This window comes from Parapusillimonas granuli (assembly GCF_013416525.1).
GTDB classification, from domain to species: Bacteria; Pseudomonadota; Gammaproteobacteria; order Burkholderiales; family Burkholderiaceae_B; genus Parapusillimonas; species Parapusillimonas granuli.
In genome coordinates this window covers 211,318-226,881 of sequence record NZ_JACCEM010000001.1, presented here as the reverse complement: position 1 = coordinate 226,881, position 15,564 = coordinate 211,318, and the positions used below count along the sequence as shown (strand labels likewise).

The window sequence follows — 15,564 nt, the reverse complement described above, 5'->3', positions numbered from 1 at the left end:
CATCAAGTCCCGTTCTTTTTCACCGTGCCAGAAGTTGGCGCGTTCATTTGACTACGTGAGGAGACACATGTCGAATTTGTCGCTTTTTTCCACCCGCCGGTTTTTCGCCGCCACCGCGCTCGGCGCGGCCCTGATGGCCACCGCCGCGCAGGGCCAAACGATTACCGCCGTGATGCACTCCAGCCTGCGCGTGCTCGATCCCATCATCACCACGGCGCACATCACGCGCAATCATGGCTACATGATCTACGACACCTTGCTGGCGACCGACCACGACAACAAGATCCAGCCGCAGATGGTGGAAGGCTGGAAGGTGTCCGATGACGGGAAAACCTACACCTTCACGCTGCGCGACGGCCTGAAATGGCACGACGGCCAGCCCGTGACGGCCGACGACTGCGTGGCCTCCATCAAGCGTTGGGCGCAACAGGACAAAATGGGCCAGATGATGGCCGAGATGCTGACCGAGATGAAGGCGGTGGACGCCAAGAGCTTCACGATGTCCTTCTCCGAGCCCGGCGACCTCGTGCTGCGCGCCCTGGCCAAGCCCAGCGGCATCGCGCCTTTCATGATGCCCAAGCGGATCGCCGAAACGCCCGCCACACAGGCCATCAAGGAATACGTCGGTTCCGGTCCCTTCAAGATGGTCGAGTCCGAGTTTCGCCCCGGGCTGCAAGTGGTGTACGAAAAGAACCAGGACTATGTTCCGCGCAAAGAGGCGCCCAGCGCCACCGCCGGCGGCAAGCATGTTTACGTCGACCGGGTGAAATGGATCGCCACCCCGGACGCCATGACGTCGGTCAACGCCCTGGTCAATGGCGAAATCGACTACCTGGAGCAACTGCCCTACGACCTGGCGCCCATCGTCGAAAGCAACGACGGCATCAAGGTGGAAGTGCTCGACCCCATGGGCTACCAGACCGTGATGCGCATGAACCACCTGCACAAGCCCTTCGACAACAAGCTCATCCGCCAGGCGGCCATGTACGCCGTCAACCAGGAAAGCATCCTGCAGGCGCAGATCGGCAACCCGAAGTACTACCAGACCTGCCCCGCGCTGTTCGGCTGCGGCCTGCCCTATGAAAGCAAGGCGGCCGAAGAGATCTCCGTGAAAGGCAATATCGACAAGGCGAAAGAGCTGCTCAAGCAGGGCGGCTACGACGGCACGCCGGTCGTCATCCTGCAGCCCACCGACACGCCTTCCGTGAACTCCCAGCCCGTCGTCATCGCGCAGGCCTTGCGCGCGGCCGGCTTCAAAGTCGACATGCAGGCCATGGACTGGCAGACCGTCGTGACCCGCCGCGCGGTCCAGGCCCCGCCCTCGCAAGGCGGCTGGAACATCTTCGCCACCAACAACACCATGATCGAGGCGCTCGACCCCCTGCGCGCCTTCGGCGTGGTGGCCAACGGGCCCAAGGCCTGGTTCGGCTGGCCCGACGTGCCGGCGATCGAGAAGCTGCGCCTCGAATTCGCCCGGGCGACCGACGAGGCCCAGCGCAAGGACCTGGCGCACAAGATCCAGGCCCTGGTCGTTGAAGAAGGCGTGCTGCTGCCGATGGGCCAGTACTTCGTCCCCGCCGCGTTCAGCAAGAAGCTGAGCGGCGTCATGCCGTCCCCCGTGCCGGTTTTCTGGAACATCAAGAAATCCGCTGGCTGAGAGCAGGTGAGCGATGTTTAACTTTATCCTTCGGCGCGCGGCGGCTTCGATACCCGTAATGGCCGTCGTGGCGGCAGTGGTCTTCGCCATACTGCGGCTTACTCCGGGCGATCCGGCCGCGATCATCGCCGGCGATTCGGCGACTCCCGAGCAGCTGGGCGAAATACGCCGGATGATGGGGTTGGACCAGCCGCTCTACACGCAGTTCTTCATGTGGATCTGGCGCCTGCTGCAGGGCGACCTGGGCACCTCGCTGCTGTCGGGGGTGCCGGTCACGGAAATGATCGCGCAGCGCATGGGGCCGTCCCTGGCCCTGTGCCTGAGCACCATCACGCTTTCCGTGCTGATCGCGGTGCCGCTGGGCATCCTGGCGGCCTGGCGCCAGGGCCGGCTGCTGGACCGCATGGTCATGGCGGGCTCGGTGCTGGGCTTTTCCGTACCGGTGTTCGTGACCGCCTATGTGCTGATCCTGTTCTTCTCGCTCGAACTGCGCTGGTTCCCGGTCCAGGGCTACAAGCCCCTGGACGCCGGGCTCCTGCCCTTCGTGAAGTCGCTCGCGCTGCCCACGCTGGCCTTGAGCACGATATACGTCGCGCTGATTGCGCGCATCACGCGCACCAGCATCATCGAGGTCATGGGAGAGGACTTCATCCGCACCGCGCGCGCCAAGGGGCTGCGCGAGGGCGGCGTCCTCTTCGGGCATGCCTTGCGCAACGCGGCGGTGCCCATCGTGACCATCATCGGGGTGGGCATCGCCATGCTCATCAGCGGCGTGGTCGTGACGGAATCCGTCTTCAACCTGCCGGGCCTGGGCCGGCTGGTGGTCGAGGCCGTGCTGGCGCGCGACTATCCGGTCATACAAGCCTTGATCCTGCTGTTCGCCTTCATCTATGTATTCATCAACCTGATCGTGGACGCCTTGTACACCGTCTTCGATCCCCGCATCCGCTACTGAGGCCGCCATGAGCAACACGACTACCGCCACGCCTGACGGCGCGATCGGATCCGCTCCGCCCGCGCAGCCCAGGTCCGTCTTCTGGACCACCATCCGGAGCTGGCCGGTGATGACGGCCATCGCCATTCTCGTCCTCCTGGTGCTGGTGGCCGTTTTCGCGCCCTGGCTGCATACGGTCGACCCGACCGCCCTGAACCCGGCCGCGCGCCTCAAGCCCGTTTCGCCCGACTATTGGCTGGGCACCGACGCCTATGGCCGCGACGTCTTTTCCCGGGTGCTGTACGGCGCCCGCGTGTCGCTGGTCGTGGGCCTGGGCGCGGCCCTGCTGAGCGTCGCGCTCGGCCTGGCCATCGGCTTGGCGGCCGGGTACTTCCGCTGGATGGACGCCATCGTGATGCGCGTGATGGACGGCCTGATGGCCATTCCGGGCATCCTGCTGGCCATCGCGCTGGTGTCGCTGTCCGGCGCCAGCCTGGTGACCGTGCTGGTGGCCATCACGGTGCCGGAAATCCCCAGGGTGGTGCGGCTGGTGCGCAGCGTGATCCTCAGCGTGCGCAACGAGCCCTATGTCGAGGCCGCCGTGTCCCTGGGCACGCCGACCTTCACCCTGATGCGGCGCCATCTCATGCCCAACACGCTGGCGCCCTTGCTGGTGCAGGGCACTTATGTATTCGCCTCCGCGATCCTGACCGAGGCCATCCTGAGCTTTCTGGGCGCCGGCGTGCCGCCCGAGGTCTCGTCGTGGGGCAACATCATGGCGGAAGGCCGCGCCTACTTCCAGCTGCTGCCCGGGCTGGTGCTGTATCCCGGCATCCTCTTGTCCCTGACCGTGCTCAGCGTGAACGTGCTTGGCGACGCGCTGCGCGACGCCCTGGACCCGCGCATGTCGCAGCGCGTTTGACGGCATCCATGATTGCAGGAGGCAAGCCATGAATCACTACCACAATGATGGAAACCGGGCGTCGGCGGAAGCACCGGTGTTGACGATAGAAGGCCTGGAGGTCCGGACGCCCGCGCGCGACGGCGTTCCGGGGCGCGTGGTCGTGCGCGGCATGAACCTGGCCGTGCATGCCGGCGAAACCCTGTGCATCGTCGGCGAGTCGGGTTCGGGCAAGTCGGTCACCTCGCTGGCGGTGATGGGCCTGCTGCCCAGGAACGCGCTGGCGCCGGTGGCGGGCCGCATCATCGTCGACGGCGAGGACATCCTCCAGGCAGGGCCCAAGCGCATACGCGAACTGCGGGCCTCCCGGATGGCCATGGTGTTCCAGGAGCCCATGACGGCGCTCAATCCGGTCCAGCCGGTGGGCAGGCAGGTCGAGGAGGTGTTGAAGCTGCACACCAGGCTGGCGGCGGCCGAGCGGCGCAAGCGGGTGCTGGACATGCTCGATTCCGTGCACCTGCCGGACATCGAGCGCGTATACGAATCCTATCCGCACCAGCTGTCCGGCGGGCAGCGCCAGCGCATCGTGATCGCCATGGCGCTGATCCTGAAGCCCAGGCTGCTCATCGCGGACGAGCCCACCACCGCGCTGGACGTGACCACCCAGAAACAGATTCTCGGCCTGATCCGCGAACTGCAGACCCGGCATGGCACGGCGGTGGTCTTCATCACCCACGATTTCGGCGTGGTGGCCGAGATCGCCGACCGCATCCTCGTGATGAACCGCGGCGAGGTCGTGGAAACCGGCACGCGCGACCAGATCCTGGCCGCGCCGGCGCAAGACTACACGCGCATGCTGGTCTCGTCCGTGCCCAGCCTGATACCGCAGCCTCGCCCGGCCCTGCAGGGCGAGGTCGTCCTGCAGGTACGGTCGCTGAACAAGCTCTACTACAAAGCCAAGAAGCCGTTCCGCAAGCAGGAGTCGGTGGCGGCGGCCAGCGACGTCTCCCTGACGCTGCGGCGGGGCGAGATCCTGGGCATCGTGGGCGAATCGGGTTCGGGAAAGTCGACCGTGGCCCGCTGCGTGGTCCGGCTGATCGACCCGTCATCCGGCGAAGTCCGTCTGCTGGACCGCGACATCACCGGACTGGGGCGCGGCGGCATGCTGGCCATGCGAAAGAAGATCCAGATCATTTTCCAGGATCCCTATCGCAGCCTGAATCCGCGCCGGCGCGTGGGGGATTCCATCATCGAGGGCTTGCTGAACTTCGGCGTCTCGCACGCGGACGCCTTGAAGCAGGCGGTGCGCGCCATGGAGCTCGTGGGGCTGAGCGCCGACGTCCTCGACCGCTATCCGCACCAGTTTTCCGGAGGGCAGCGCCAGCGCATCTGCATTGCGCGCGCCCTGGTCATGGAGCCCGACGTGCTGGTCGCCGACGAAGCGGTTTCGGCGCTCGACGTGTCCGTCCAGGCGCAGGTGCTCAAGCTGCTGGAAGAGGTCAGGCAGCGGGTGGGCGTGGGCGTCCTGTTCATCACCCACGACTTGCGCGTCGCCGCCCAGATCTGCGACACCATCGTCGTCATGCAGCACGGCCGGGTGGTCGAGTCGGGCGCGGCGCTGGAAGTGCTCAGCCGGCCCCGGCAGGACTACACCAAGGCATTGATCGACGCCGCGCCCGGCCGCGACTGGGATTTCCAGAATTTCAGGCCGGCGCCGAGCGCGGCCTGAGCGTTCGGGCCCGCCGATGTCGGCGGGCCCTGGTCCACTTCCCTCGACGGCGGCCGCCGTGGCTGCCGGCACTCATCTAGGTTAGCAACTATGTCACGTATCGTATATGGCGGTTTTCAGCATGAGACCAATACTTTTGCCCCGGACCTCGCGGACTGGGACGCCTTCCTGGCGGGCGGAGGCTGGCCGGGCGTATGCTCCGGCGACGCCGTGTGGCCGGCGATACGGGGCGCCAACATACCGGCCGCCGGCTTCGTGCAAAGCGCGCTCGACGCGGGCGATACGGTCGTGGCCACCGCCTGGGCCGCCGCCAGCCCGTCCGCCCATGTCGAGGCCGGCACCTATGAAAGAATCGCCGGCATGATCGTGGACGGGATACGGGCGGCCATGCCGGTGGACGCCGTATACCTGGATCTGCATGGCGCCATGGTGGCCCAAGGCTACGACGACGGCGAAGGCGAGCTGCTGCGCCGCGTCCGGGCGCTGGTGGGGCCGGACGTTCCGGTGGTCGCCAGCCTGGACCTCCATGCCAACGTGACGGCGCAGATGCTGGCGCAGGCGGACATCCTGGCGGCCTACCGTACCTATCCGCATGTGGACATGGCGGAAACCGGAGCGCGCGCGCATCGCCTGCTGAAGGCGCGCCTGGCCGCCGGCAAGCGGCCGGCGATGGCCTCGCGGCGCCTGCCCTTCCTGATCCCGATCTGCTGGCAGTGCACGGACATCGAGCCGGCCCGCAGCCTGTACCGGCTGCTCGAAGAGGTCGAGGAAAGCGCCCTGCACGTGTCCTTCGCCACGGGGTTTCCGGCGGCGGACTTCCCGGAGTGCTCTCCGGTGATCTGGGCCTACGGCGACGACGCGGCCCAGGCGGAGGCGGCGGTCGACCGGCTGGCCTCGGCCGCGATCGCCGCCGAGGCCGGCTTCGCGGGCAAACTGTATGACCCCGACGAGGCCGTGCGCTACGCCATGCAGGCGGCCCGCCACGGCGGCAAGCCCATCGTCATTGCCGATGCGCAGGACAACCCCGGCGCCGGCAGCAATTCCGACACCACCGGCATGCTGCGCGCCCTGCTGCGCAACAAGGCCGAGCGCGCGGCCATCGGCCTGATCGTGGACCCGGCGGCGGCCGCCCGCATACACGCCGCGGGCCAGGGCGCCACCATACGCCTGGCGCTGGGCGGCAAGTCCGGCATTGCCGGCGACGAGCCCTTCGAGGCCGATTTCTACATAGAAGCCGTGTCCGACGGCAGGGTCGACGCGACCGGGCCCTTCTATCACGGCTTCAGCCTGCAGCTGGGGCCTTCCGCGTGCTTGCGCATCGGCGGCGTCAGGGTGGTGGTGGCGTCCGTCAAGGTGCAGATGGCGGACCAGTCGATGTTCCGCTACGTGGGCGTAGAGCCCACCGAGCAGGACATCCTCGTGGTGAAGAGCGCCGTGCATTTCCGGGCGGACTTCACGCCGATCGCGCGCGAGATCATCGTTGCCGCGGCGCCCGGCTCCATGCCGATGGTGCTGAGGCAGCTGCCCTGGAAGAACCTGCCGGCCGGCTTGCGGCTGGATCCTTGCGGCGTGGCCTTCGAGGCGGCCTGAGCCAGGGGCTCCGGCCTCGAGGCAAGGCCGGGACGCCCCCGCGTTCGCTTATTTGACCAGCTTCCAGGCCCCGTTCTGCACGGTGATGAGCTCGCGGCCGCGGTCGTCGAAGCCGCTGTGGTCTTCGGGCGTCATGTTGTAGACGCCTTGCGTGGCCACCAGTTCGCGGGTTTGCTCCAGAGCGTCGCGCAGGGCGCTGCGGAATTCCTTCGTGCCCGGCTTGGCCGTCTTGGCGGCGGTGGGGAGGGCTTTTTCCAGCAGCAGGCCCGCATCGTACACATTGGCGCCGAAGGTGGCGGGCTTTTCGCCGAAGCGCTTCTGGTATTGCTCGATGTAGTCGACCGCCATCTTCTTGGACGGATTGCCGTCGTCGATTTCGGGCAGCACCAGCATCAGGCTGGCCGCCAATATGGTGCCTTCGACTTCCTTGCCGCCCAGGCTGAGGAAAGCGGGCAGCGCGGCGCCGTGGGTCTGGTAGAACTTGCCCTTGTAGCCCTGCTTGGCCAGGGTGGCCTGCGGCAGCACGGCGGCCGAGCCGGTGCCGGCCACCAGCACGGCCTCCGGCTTGGCCGACAGCACCTTGAGCGCCTGGCCGGTGACGGAGCTGTCCGAGCGCTGATAGCGTTCCACCGCCACGATCTTGATGCCGTTCTGCTTGGCGAGATCGGAAAACACCTTCAGCCAGTTTTCGCCGAAGGCGTCGTTCAGGCCGAAGAAAGCGACGGTCTTGATATTGGACTTGACCATGTGGCCGACCAGCGCCTTGGCGATGATGTCGTCGTTCTGGGTGGTCTTGAACACCCATTTCTTTTCCGGCGTCATGGGCAGCACCACCGCGGCGGAACCCGTGGGCGCCAGCATGGGCGTGCCCGATTCGGCGGCGAACTGGATGACGCCCATGGCGTTGGGCGAGCCCGACGGCCCGATCAGCGCATCGACCTTCTGTTCGGTGATGAGCTTCTTGAAGGCGGTGACCGATTGGGTGGGGTCGCTCGCGTCGTCCAGCGAGATGTATTCGATGGTGAGGTCGCCGGCTTTCTTGGGCAGCAGGGCGACGGTGTTCTTTTGCGGAATGCCGATGAGGGCGGTGGGGCCGGTGGACGAGGTCACGACGCCGACCTTGACCTGGGCATGGACGGCGCCGGCGGCCAGCAGGGCCGCGGAAACTGCGAGCATTTTTAACAGCATGGGTGTGTCTCCTTCATGATATTTGATGTTTAAACTAAATATACGGGTAGCCGGAGTGCTTGTAAACAGACGTATGATAAATCCTCGCGCCCGAGTGGAACGATCGCTCAGATGCTGATCGAGCTCACGCTGGCGCCCCCGCATACGTACAGGGTCTGGCCGGTAATGAAGCCGTTCGCCGGATCCGCGAAAAACATGACGGCGCGGGCCACGTCGTCGGGCCGGCCGAGGCGCTGCACCGGTATGCCCCGGGCGATGTTGCGCTCCCGTTCGCTGCCGGGCGGAATCACCTCGTGGAACATGTCGGTCTGGATCGGCCCGGGCGCGACGACGTTGACGGTGATGCCTTTGGCGGCGAGCTCCAGCGACCAGGTGCGCGCCATGCCCACCATGCCCGCCTTGGTGGCCGAATACGCGGTGCGGGTGGGCAGGCCCAGCGCGCCGCGCGAAGACATCAGCACGATGCGCCCGAAGCCGCGCGCCTCCATGCCCGGCAGCGCGGCCTGGACGAGCGAGATGGCGGCCCCCAGGTGTATCTGGGTGAGCCCATGCAGGTCTTCCAGGCGCACGTCGGGCAGGAGGTCGGGCCGGATCACGCCGGCGTTGTGGACGACGTGGCTGACCGGATGTTCGGCCGCGATCTCGCGGGCGGCCTGGGCGGTGGCGCCGGCGTCGAGCAGATCGACCAGCACGTGGCTCAGCCGCGGATGGCTGAAGTCCGGCGCGCGCCTTGCCATGGAAACGACCTGATAGCCGGCATCCAGCATCTGGCGGCAGATCTCCGCACCGATTCCGGCGCTGCCGCCGGTCACGACCGCGGTGTGGGGGTGAGCGCTCATGGCCGTGTTCCTCATGCGGCCTGGGCCGGCGCCAGGGCGATCACGCGCAGCGGGCTGCCCGAGCCGCGGCGTATCTTCAGGGGGGCCGCGAAGATCACGGCGCCCTTGGGCGGCAGCTGGTCCAGGTTGGTCATGCACTGCAGGCCGTAGCGGTTGTTGCCATGCATGAAATAGTGGCAGGGGAAGGGGGGATCCAGGTGCTGGGCCTGGCCGGTATCGGTGCCCACGGACTCGGTTCCGAAGCCATGCACGTCGCGCTCCTTGATCAGCCAGGGCACGACGGCGGCGTCCGGCCCGGGGGAGTGCGCGCCGTCTTTCCGCATGTTCAGGTATTCGGCCGGCTTTTCGCGCTTGGACCAGTCGGTGCGCATGAAGACCCAGGACCTGGGCGGTATCCGCCCATGGACGGCCTCCCACCGCTGGACGAAATCGATGCTGAGCAGGAAGTCCGGGTCCGCCGCGGACTCGGCCGAACAGTCGATGACGCAAGCCTCGGCGATGAAGGCGGACAAGGGAATGGTGTCGACGGTGTTGTCGGGCAGGTCTTTGCCGCTGACCCAATGCACGGGGGCGTCGAAATGGGTGCCGGTATGCTCCGACATGGAAAAATTGTTCCAGTACCATGCGGGGCCGCGCTCGTCGTAGCGCGAGATTTCTTCGATGCGGAACGGCCAGGCCTGGCCGAATTCCGGAGGCAGGACGATGGTCGGAAATTCCGGCGTCAGGGTTTCGGTCAGGTCGACCATGCGGATCTTGCCCGACGCAAGCTCCGCCATGAAAAGGGATAGTGCCGATGTGCTCATGTTGTCTCCAGTGGTGGGTTCGCCCGCCCGCGCCATGGGGGCGCTGAGGCTAGGATGCACCCAATTCTCTTTCCAGTCCCTTGGGGTTGTCGCGCAGGCGCGCCAGGAATTCCTGGGCGACGTCGCCCACGTACACGTCCTCGATGCCTTCGCGCAGCGCCCGCACGGCGGCTTGCGCCAAGGCCTTGGGGCTGACGCGCGGCGGCGGCGTGAGCTGTTCCCATTCGTGGTCGATGGGGCCCGAGAACACGTTCACGACCCGCACCCCCGATTGCAGGAATTCGTTGCGCAGGCACTGCGCCACCGACAGCGCCGCCGCCTGGGAGGCGGACCATATCCCGCGCGAGGGCAGGTTCATGTGGGCGTAGATGGACAGCAGGTTCACCCACGCCACGGCGCTGTTGACGCCGTCGGCGGCGCGGGCGGCCATGCCGGGGCCGAAGTGCTGCGCCAGGCGCATCAGGCCCAGGCAATGGATGTCCAGCGCATCGCGCGCCTTGTTCATGTCGCGGTTGCGCAGCACGCCCCCGTCGCGCTCGTAGCCGGCGGTGTTGACCAGGATGTCGACCTTGCCGCCTATGGACCGCGAGACGCGCTCCACCGAGTCCGTGTCGGTGAGGTTCAGGGCTTGCGGCTGCACGCGGCCGTCCTGGCACAGGGCGTCGAAGGCCGATGAGGCGCGCCAGGGCTCCGGGTCGCCGGCGAAGACCGCGGCGGCGCCGGCCTCCAGCAGGGCCTGGATGGCGGCCTGGCCGACGGCGGACTTGCCGTCGGTGACCAGCACGCGCCGGAACTTGGGATCGCAGGAAGTTTCCCGCAAGGTCTTGTCGTCTTCCATATTGGGGCATGCCTCGGTGGGTAGGGCGATCATGACGGCTTGTCCGCTGCGATCGAGCTTCAGCGCCAGGCGGACGGCGTCGCCTTCCCGGCAGTCGCCGTGCACGTGCGCCACGACGGACGGGCCCGCGGCCATGTGGACGGTGCCGATGCGCCACGGCAGGCGTTCGCGGAAATACAGGTCGTTGCTGTGGTGCAGGGTCGTGACGGCCAGCAGGCGGCCTCGCGGGTCCACTGGCCGCCAGGGCAGGTGTTCGGACAGGCAGTGGACGCAGACCTCGCGCGGGGGGTATTGCACGGTGGCGCATTCGCGGCAGACCTGGAGCTCGAAGCGCCCGGCGGCGGCGGCGGCCGTCAGCCCCAGCGCGCGCCGGCTTCTTGCGGCCGGGGGCAGCGTCGGCTGCCGGGTCCGGGCGACGGGGTTCTTCTTGGGGGGGCGGGCCAGCGGCCGGGTCATGCGTCGCTCCTTGCCAGCAGCGCGGCGGCGGTGCACAGGCCGCGGTCGTAGTTGATCATGCCGAAGCCGCTGACCAGGCCGACGCGCGCGTTCCGCACCTGCGCATGGGCCTGGCCCGTCAGCTGGCGCAGCGCTTCGACCATGCCCAGGTAGCCGCCGGCGGCGCCGGCCTGCCCGGCGGAAAGCTGGCCGCCGTTGGTGTTGAACGGGAAGCTGCCGTCGAACGTGAAGCTGTGCCGGCGGACGAATTCGGGCGCCTGGCCCTTGCCGCAAAAGCCGAGGTCTTCCAGCTGCATCATGTTGATCACCGGGTAGTCGTCGTAGGCCTGCACGAAATCGACGTCCCGCGGCGCCAGCCCGGCATGTTCGTAGAATTCCTGCAGGTCCATGGCCCAGCCGCCGCGGATCTGCATGGGGTCGTCCGGCCAGGCGTTGTGGCGTTCGATGGTGGACAGGATGCGCGCGTACGGCAGGCCCAGCGCCCGCGCCCGCTGTTCGCGCATGACCAGGAAGGCGTCGGCGCCCGCGCAGGGCATGACGCAATCGAACAGGTGGATCGGCTCGGTGATTTCGCGGGCGTCGAGGTATTGCTCCAGGCTGAGCGGCTTCTTCATCAGCGCATGGGGGTTGTGCAGAGCGTTGGCGCGTTGCGCCACGCACAGCTTGCCGAAGTCCTCGCGCGTTGCGCCGCTGGCGCGCATGTAGTTGCGGGTAAGCAGGGCGAAGCTGGCGTTGGGGCCGCCCGCGCCATACGGATACACGCCGTCCTGGGCGAAGCGGGAAAACTGGCTCACGGTGTGGCGGAAGGAATCCACGTGATTGGTGTCCCCGGCCAGGCAGGCGACGATCTCCGCATCCCCGGCCTGCACCGCGCGCGCGGCCCGGCGCAGGCCGATCACGCCGCTCGCGCCGCCCATGGGAATGTGGTCCAGCCAGCGCGGAGACATGCCCAGGTGCTGCGTCAGCCCGACGGCCGTGTCCGGCGCGAGCGTGAAGCTGGACACGCACATGCCGTCGATCTCGTGCTTGGCCACGCCCGCGCCGCGCACCAGGCCGCCCAGCGCGCGGCCCAGCCACCAGTGCGCGCTCTCGATCGAATAGCGCACATAAGGCACGGTGACGGGCGCGGCGGCGACCACGCCCTCATAGGACAGCCGCTTCACGTCACCGGCTCCTGGCGTTTCTTCATCGCCCGGGTGTCGGTGCAGCGGCCGCTGCCGGGCAGGCCGGCGGCCAGCGCCTTCAGCTCGCCGCGCTGTATCTTGTTGGTGGCCGTGAGCGGCAGGGCGTCCAGGAAGGCCACGTAGCCGGGCGCCTTGTAGTAGGCGAGCCGCGTCAACGCCCAGGCGACGATGTCGCGGGCCAGGGCCTCGGCGGCGCCGGGCGCCGGCGGCTCATGGCACACCAGGCAGGCCAGCACCTCGTCGCCGCGCACCGCGTCCGGCACGGCGGCGACCGCAACGGCCTTGACCGCAGGGTGCTGCAGCAGCACGCTTTCCACTTCCACGGCGGCGATGTTCTCGCCGCTGCGGCGTATCACGTTCTTCTTGCGGTCCACGAAGCGCAGATAGCCGTCGGCCTCGCGCCTGACGATGTCGCCCGTATGGAACCAGCCGTCCTTCCAGGCCTCTTGCGTGGCGGCGTCGTCCTTCAGATAGCCGGCGAAGAAGCCGAAACGCGGCCGGTCGCCCGCATGCCGGACCAGCAGTTCCCCGTTCTCGCCCGGCCCCGCTTCCCGGCCGGCGTCGTCGACCAGCCGCACCTGCACGTCGGCTTCTTCTTTGCCGAAGCAACTGCTGCCGATGTGCCGGGGTTCGCGGTTGGCGATGATCACCGCGCCGGCGCCGGTCTCGGTCATGGCCCAGGCCTCGAGCAGCGGAAAGCCGAAGCGCGCCTCGAACGGCGCATGCAGCGAGCGGTCTATGCCGGCGCCGAAGCCGAAGCGGACCTGGTGCGCCTTGTCGTCGGGCGCGGGCGGCGCCTTCATGAGAATGGCGGGCATGACGCCCAGGTAATGAATCACGGTGGCCCGCGACGACCTGACGGTCTCCCACCAGGTCCGGGGGTGGAAGCGGTCGATCGCGATGAGGCAGCCGCCGGTGCAGACCATGGCCATCACGGAATAGGCCATGGCGTTCATGTGCACCAGGGGCAGGGGCGTGAGCATGCGCTCCCGCCCGGCATGCAGCCGGGCCAGCCCGCCGATGTCGCGGTACCATGCGCCCGCATGCAGGAAATATTCATTGGGCAGGATGCAGCCCTTGGGCCGCCCCGTGGTGCCGGACGTATAGAGCAGGGCGCATTCCGTCGCCTCGCCGACGCCGTCCGGCGCGCCCGGCGGCTCGGCCAGGGCGCCGGGCGGCGTGTCGCCGGGACGCATCAGCGCCAGCGGCCGGCCGGCGGCGCGCGCCGCCTGCGCCAGGCTCGCATGCCGTTCCGGCAGGGCGACGGCCAGCAGGATCTCGGAATGGCCGATCAGGTATTCGAGCTCGGCCGCCCGCAGCTCGGCATTGATCGGAACGACCGACACGCCCAGTGCGTTCAGGGCGAACCAGTGCAGGATGAAGTCCGGGCGGTTCTCGAGCAGCAGGCCGGCGCGGTGGCCATGCCCGTAGCCCGCCGCGCGATAGCCGTCTTTCAGGCGCTCTATCCTGGCGCTTGCCTCGGCATAGCTCAGTTCCCCCGCCTCGATGCCGTAGTGTTCGGCGGTTTCGGGAACCACGCACAGAAAAGGATGATCCGGCCAGAGGCGGGCCGCTTCGGAGAAGGCAAGATGGACCGTGGTGGACACCTTCGCGCCCCTCATACGAAGAGCTGCAGGCTGCGCAGCGCCGAGTCGCAATTGACGAGGTCCACGCGCTTCTGGTGGATGCGCAAGGCGCCGTCCAGCACTTGCAGCTGGAAGGTCGACCATCCCGCATAGTGCGTCTGCTGGTCGCGGCGGCTTTCGGTGTAAAGAAAGGCCGCGCGCAGCACGTGCCTGCCCGCGCCGGGATCGTGCCAGGGGTGGCCGGCCTCGATGGTGGGCTGCTGCAGCAGGTGGTGGGAACGGCTGCGGGGCTGCTGCGAATACGTGCGCTGCCCGCTCAGCCGTTCGATGCGCACGCGCAGCAGCAGCTTGTCTTCGTACATCAGGGAACCCTGCAGCAGGGGGTCGGTCTGGCCGTGGCTCAGCGGCATCCAGTAATGGCCGTCTTCCGTGAAGAGATCCAGCCAGGCGTCGAAGCGCTGTTCGTCCAGCATGCGCGCTTCCGCGTAAACGAAGTCGATCAGCGCCTGTGGCGTCATGTCGGTCATGCCGGCTCCTTCATGGTGGCAGTCATATAGTCGGCCCAGGCCCGGTATTGATTGCGCATCTGCGCTTCGCTGGTGCCGTTGACGATGGTGTTCTTCCGGTCTTCCTCGCCGGGTTCGTACAGGCGCCCGACATTGACCCAGTCGCGCCCGCGGCTGTGCAGCCCATGCTGGGAGCGTTCATAGACTTCATGGTCGTCGTGGCCCACGACCGAGGTCGGGGCGTTGATCAGGCGGTTGTACATCAGGGTGCGCTCCAGCAGCTTGTCGGGGGCGCCCACCAGCCGGAAGGTCCAGGACTCGACCAGGGTCTTGTCGGCCGCCAGCGGCTTGAAGACCCGCAGCGTCTGGATCGGCCCCTTGATCATGATGTTGGGAAAATAACAGGTGTTGTGCCGGGTGTCGGCCAAAATGGCGTGGGCCCGTTCCTTGCCGTAGGCTTCCTCCATGGCTTCCAGGTAGCCCGGCACCGAGGAATACGCGGCATGGATGGAATTGCTCACGCCCGTATGCCCGTGGCCGTTTTCCCACACCCTGATGCCCATGTCCTCGAAGAACTCATAGGGAGAGATGAAGGGGGCGAACTGCTCGACCGCCATGGGCTTGGGCGTGCCCGCGGGCGCTTCTTCCCAGACCCGCACGGCGGTGCCGGCCGACGACTCGTGCGCGACCATGGGGTGGCAGGTGTCCGTCTGGTTGTCCACCAGCATTTTCCAGTTGCAGTCGTGCAGGTAGCGCAGGACGCCGCCCGCCACTTCCAGCCGGCCCTGGGGCGAGCGGTCCACCATGTTGTCTATGGTGGAAAGGGATTCGCCGAAGAATGCCTCGAACGACTGGCCTTCCGGGTTCAGGCGGCAGAACACGAAGCCGCGATAGTCCTTGACGTTCTCGACCGCCGCCATGCCGCCGCTGGCCTCGCAGCTCTTGAGCTGTTCGGCGTCATAGCCTTTCTTGAGCGGGATCGACAGCAGCTGCCCGTCGGTCTTGAAAGTCCAGGCGTGGTAGGGGCAGCGAAAGAATTTGCCGGTATTGCCGCATGCGTCGCTGGCCACCATCACGCCCTTGTGCGGGCAGCGGTTGTGCAGCACGCGGACGGTCTTGTCGGTATGGCGCACCATGATCACGGGCTGGTTCCCCACCGTGGTGGTGTAGAAGTCGCCCGGGTTGGGCACCTGGCTGGCATGGCCCACGTAGACCCAGGTGTTGGCGAACAGATGCTCCATCTCCAGGTCGAAGATTTCTTCGTTGATGAATAGGTCCTTGTGCACTTCCGTGGGCCGCACGAGCGCGGATACCGCGGCGGGATTGTTGCGATAGCTCATGGCAGGGTTCCTG

The 15,564-nt window shown here is 67.3% G+C and carries 13 protein-coding genes; 5 read left to right on the top strand and 8 right to left on the bottom strand.

What is annotated here, in order from left to right; all coding sequences use genetic code 11:
• Window positions 1–67: 67 nt before the first annotated feature.
• From H0A72_RS01125 to H0A72_RS01105, 5 genes are all read left to right on the top strand, one after another.
• On the top strand, window positions 68–1,657 hold the full coding sequence (locus H0A72_RS01125) for an ABC transporter substrate-binding protein (protein ID WP_180153036.1): 1,590 nt from the start codon (window positions 68–70) through the stop codon (window positions 1,655–1,657).
• A 13-nt stretch (window positions 1,658–1,670) separates the two neighbouring features.
• Window positions 1,671–2,612, top strand: a complete 942-nt coding sequence (locus H0A72_RS01120; RefSeq protein ID WP_180153034.1) for an ABC transporter permease — start codon at window positions 1,671–1,673, stop codon at window positions 2,610–2,612.
• A 7-nt stretch (window positions 2,613–2,619) separates the two neighbouring features.
• On the top strand, window positions 2,620–3,513 hold the full coding sequence (locus H0A72_RS01115) for an ABC transporter permease (protein WP_180153032.1): 894 nt from the start codon (window positions 2,620–2,622) through the stop codon (window positions 3,511–3,513).
• Between the two features lie 28 nt (window positions 3,514–3,541).
• Window positions 3,542–5,221: an ABC transporter ATP-binding protein gene (locus H0A72_RS01110; protein ID WP_180153030.1), complete on the top strand. Its 1,680-nt coding sequence runs from the start codon at window positions 3,542–3,544 to the stop codon at window positions 5,219–5,221.
• Window positions 5,222–5,311: 90 nt separating this feature from the next.
• The gene (locus H0A72_RS01105) at window positions 5,312–6,811 is read left to right on the top strand and encodes a M81 family metallopeptidase (RefSeq protein WP_180153028.1); all 1,500 of its coding nucleotides are present in this window, start codon (window positions 5,312–5,314) and stop codon (window positions 6,809–6,811) included.
• Between the two features lie 48 nt (window positions 6,812–6,859).
• Here H0A72_RS01105 and H0A72_RS01100 read toward each other — a convergent pair whose 3' ends face one another.
• The 8 genes from H0A72_RS01100 to H0A72_RS01065 form a co-directional block, all read right to left on the bottom strand.
• Window positions 6,860–7,999 (bottom strand): ABC transporter substrate-binding protein, encoded by a 1,140-nt coding sequence (locus H0A72_RS01100; RefSeq protein ID WP_180153026.1) that lies wholly within the window; start codon window positions 7,997–7,999, stop codon window positions 6,860–6,862.
• Between the two features lie 107 nt (window positions 8,000–8,106).
• On the bottom strand, window positions 8,107–8,838 hold the full coding sequence (locus H0A72_RS01095; RefSeq protein WP_180153024.1) for an SDR family oxidoreductase: 732 nt from the start codon (window positions 8,836–8,838) through the stop codon (window positions 8,107–8,109).
• An 11-nt stretch (window positions 8,839–8,849) separates the two neighbouring features.
• On the bottom strand, window positions 8,850–9,641 hold the full coding sequence (locus H0A72_RS01090; protein ID WP_180153022.1) for a cyclase family protein: 792 nt from the start codon (window positions 9,639–9,641) through the stop codon (window positions 8,850–8,852).
• Window positions 9,642–9,690: 49 nt separating this feature from the next.
• A complete protein-coding gene (locus H0A72_RS01085; protein WP_180153020.1) occupies window positions 9,691–10,935 on the bottom strand; it encodes an SDR family NAD(P)-dependent oxidoreductase in 1,245 nt (414 codons plus the stop codon).
• Window positions 10,932–12,098 (bottom strand): thiolase C-terminal domain-containing protein, encoded by a 1,167-nt coding sequence (locus H0A72_RS01080; protein WP_180153018.1) that lies wholly within the window; start codon window positions 12,096–12,098, stop codon window positions 10,932–10,934. Before H0A72_RS01080 ends, H0A72_RS01085 begins: the two co-directional genes overlap by 4 nt.
• A complete protein-coding gene (locus H0A72_RS01075; RefSeq protein ID WP_218953123.1) occupies window positions 12,095–13,741 on the bottom strand; it encodes an AMP-binding protein in 1,647 nt (548 codons plus the stop codon). The genes H0A72_RS01080 and H0A72_RS01075 overlap by 4 nt, the downstream gene beginning before the upstream one ends.
• Window positions 13,738–14,232 (bottom strand): aromatic-ring-hydroxylating dioxygenase subunit beta, encoded by a 495-nt coding sequence (locus H0A72_RS01070; protein WP_180153016.1) that lies wholly within the window; start codon window positions 14,230–14,232, stop codon window positions 13,738–13,740. The genes H0A72_RS01075 and H0A72_RS01070 overlap by 4 nt, the downstream gene beginning before the upstream one ends.
• Window positions 14,229–15,551 (bottom strand): aromatic ring-hydroxylating dioxygenase subunit alpha, encoded by a 1,323-nt coding sequence (locus H0A72_RS01065; RefSeq protein WP_180153014.1) that lies wholly within the window; start codon window positions 15,549–15,551, stop codon window positions 14,229–14,231. The genes H0A72_RS01070 and H0A72_RS01065 overlap by 4 nt, the downstream gene beginning before the upstream one ends.
• Between the last annotated feature and the right edge of the window lie 13 nt (window positions 15,552–15,564).

What these genes read in the sequence shown, in the direction of transcription:
- H0A72_RS01125 (WP_180153036.1), top strand. Translation starts at nt 68, where the DNA reads ATGTCGAATTTGTCGCTTTTTTCCACCCGCCGGTTTTTCGCCGCCACC.
- H0A72_RS01120 (WP_180153034.1), top strand. Translation starts at nt 1,671, where the DNA reads ATGTTTAACTTTATCCTTCGGCGCGCGGCGGCTTCGATACCCGTAATG.
- H0A72_RS01115 (WP_180153032.1), top strand. Translation starts at nt 2,620, where the DNA reads ATGAGCAACACGACTACCGCCACGCCTGACGGCGCGATCGGATCCGCT.
- H0A72_RS01110 (WP_180153030.1), top strand. Translation starts at nt 3,542, where the DNA reads ATGAATCACTACCACAATGATGGAAACCGGGCGTCGGCGGAAGCACCG.
- H0A72_RS01105 (WP_180153028.1), top strand. Translation starts at nt 5,312, where the DNA reads ATGTCACGTATCGTATATGGCGGTTTTCAGCATGAGACCAATACTTTT.
- H0A72_RS01100 (WP_180153026.1), bottom strand. Translation starts at nt 7,999, where the DNA reads ATGCTGTTAAAAATGCTCGCAGTTTCCGCGGCCCTGCTGGCCGCCGGC.
- H0A72_RS01095 (WP_180153024.1), bottom strand. Translation starts at nt 8,838, where the DNA reads ATGAGCGCTCACCCCCACACCGCGGTCGTGACCGGCGGCAGCGCCGGA.
- H0A72_RS01090 (WP_180153022.1), bottom strand. Translation starts at nt 9,641, where the DNA reads ATGAGCACATCGGCACTATCCCTTTTCATGGCGGAGCTTGCGTCGGGC.
- H0A72_RS01085 (WP_180153020.1), bottom strand. Translation starts at nt 10,935, where the DNA reads ATGACCCGGCCGCTGGCCCGCCCCCCCAAGAAGAACCCCGTCGCCCGG.
- H0A72_RS01075 (WP_218953123.1), bottom strand. Translation starts at nt 13,741, where the DNA reads ATGAGGGGCGCGAAGGTGTCCACCACGGTCCATCTTGCCTTCTCCGAA.
- H0A72_RS01070 (WP_180153016.1), bottom strand. Translation starts at nt 14,232, where the DNA reads ATGACCGACATGACGCCACAGGCGCTGATCGACTTCGTTTACGCGGAA.
- H0A72_RS01065 (WP_180153014.1), bottom strand. Translation starts at nt 15,551, where the DNA reads ATGAGCTATCGCAACAATCCCGCCGCGGTATCCGCGCTCGTGCGGCCC.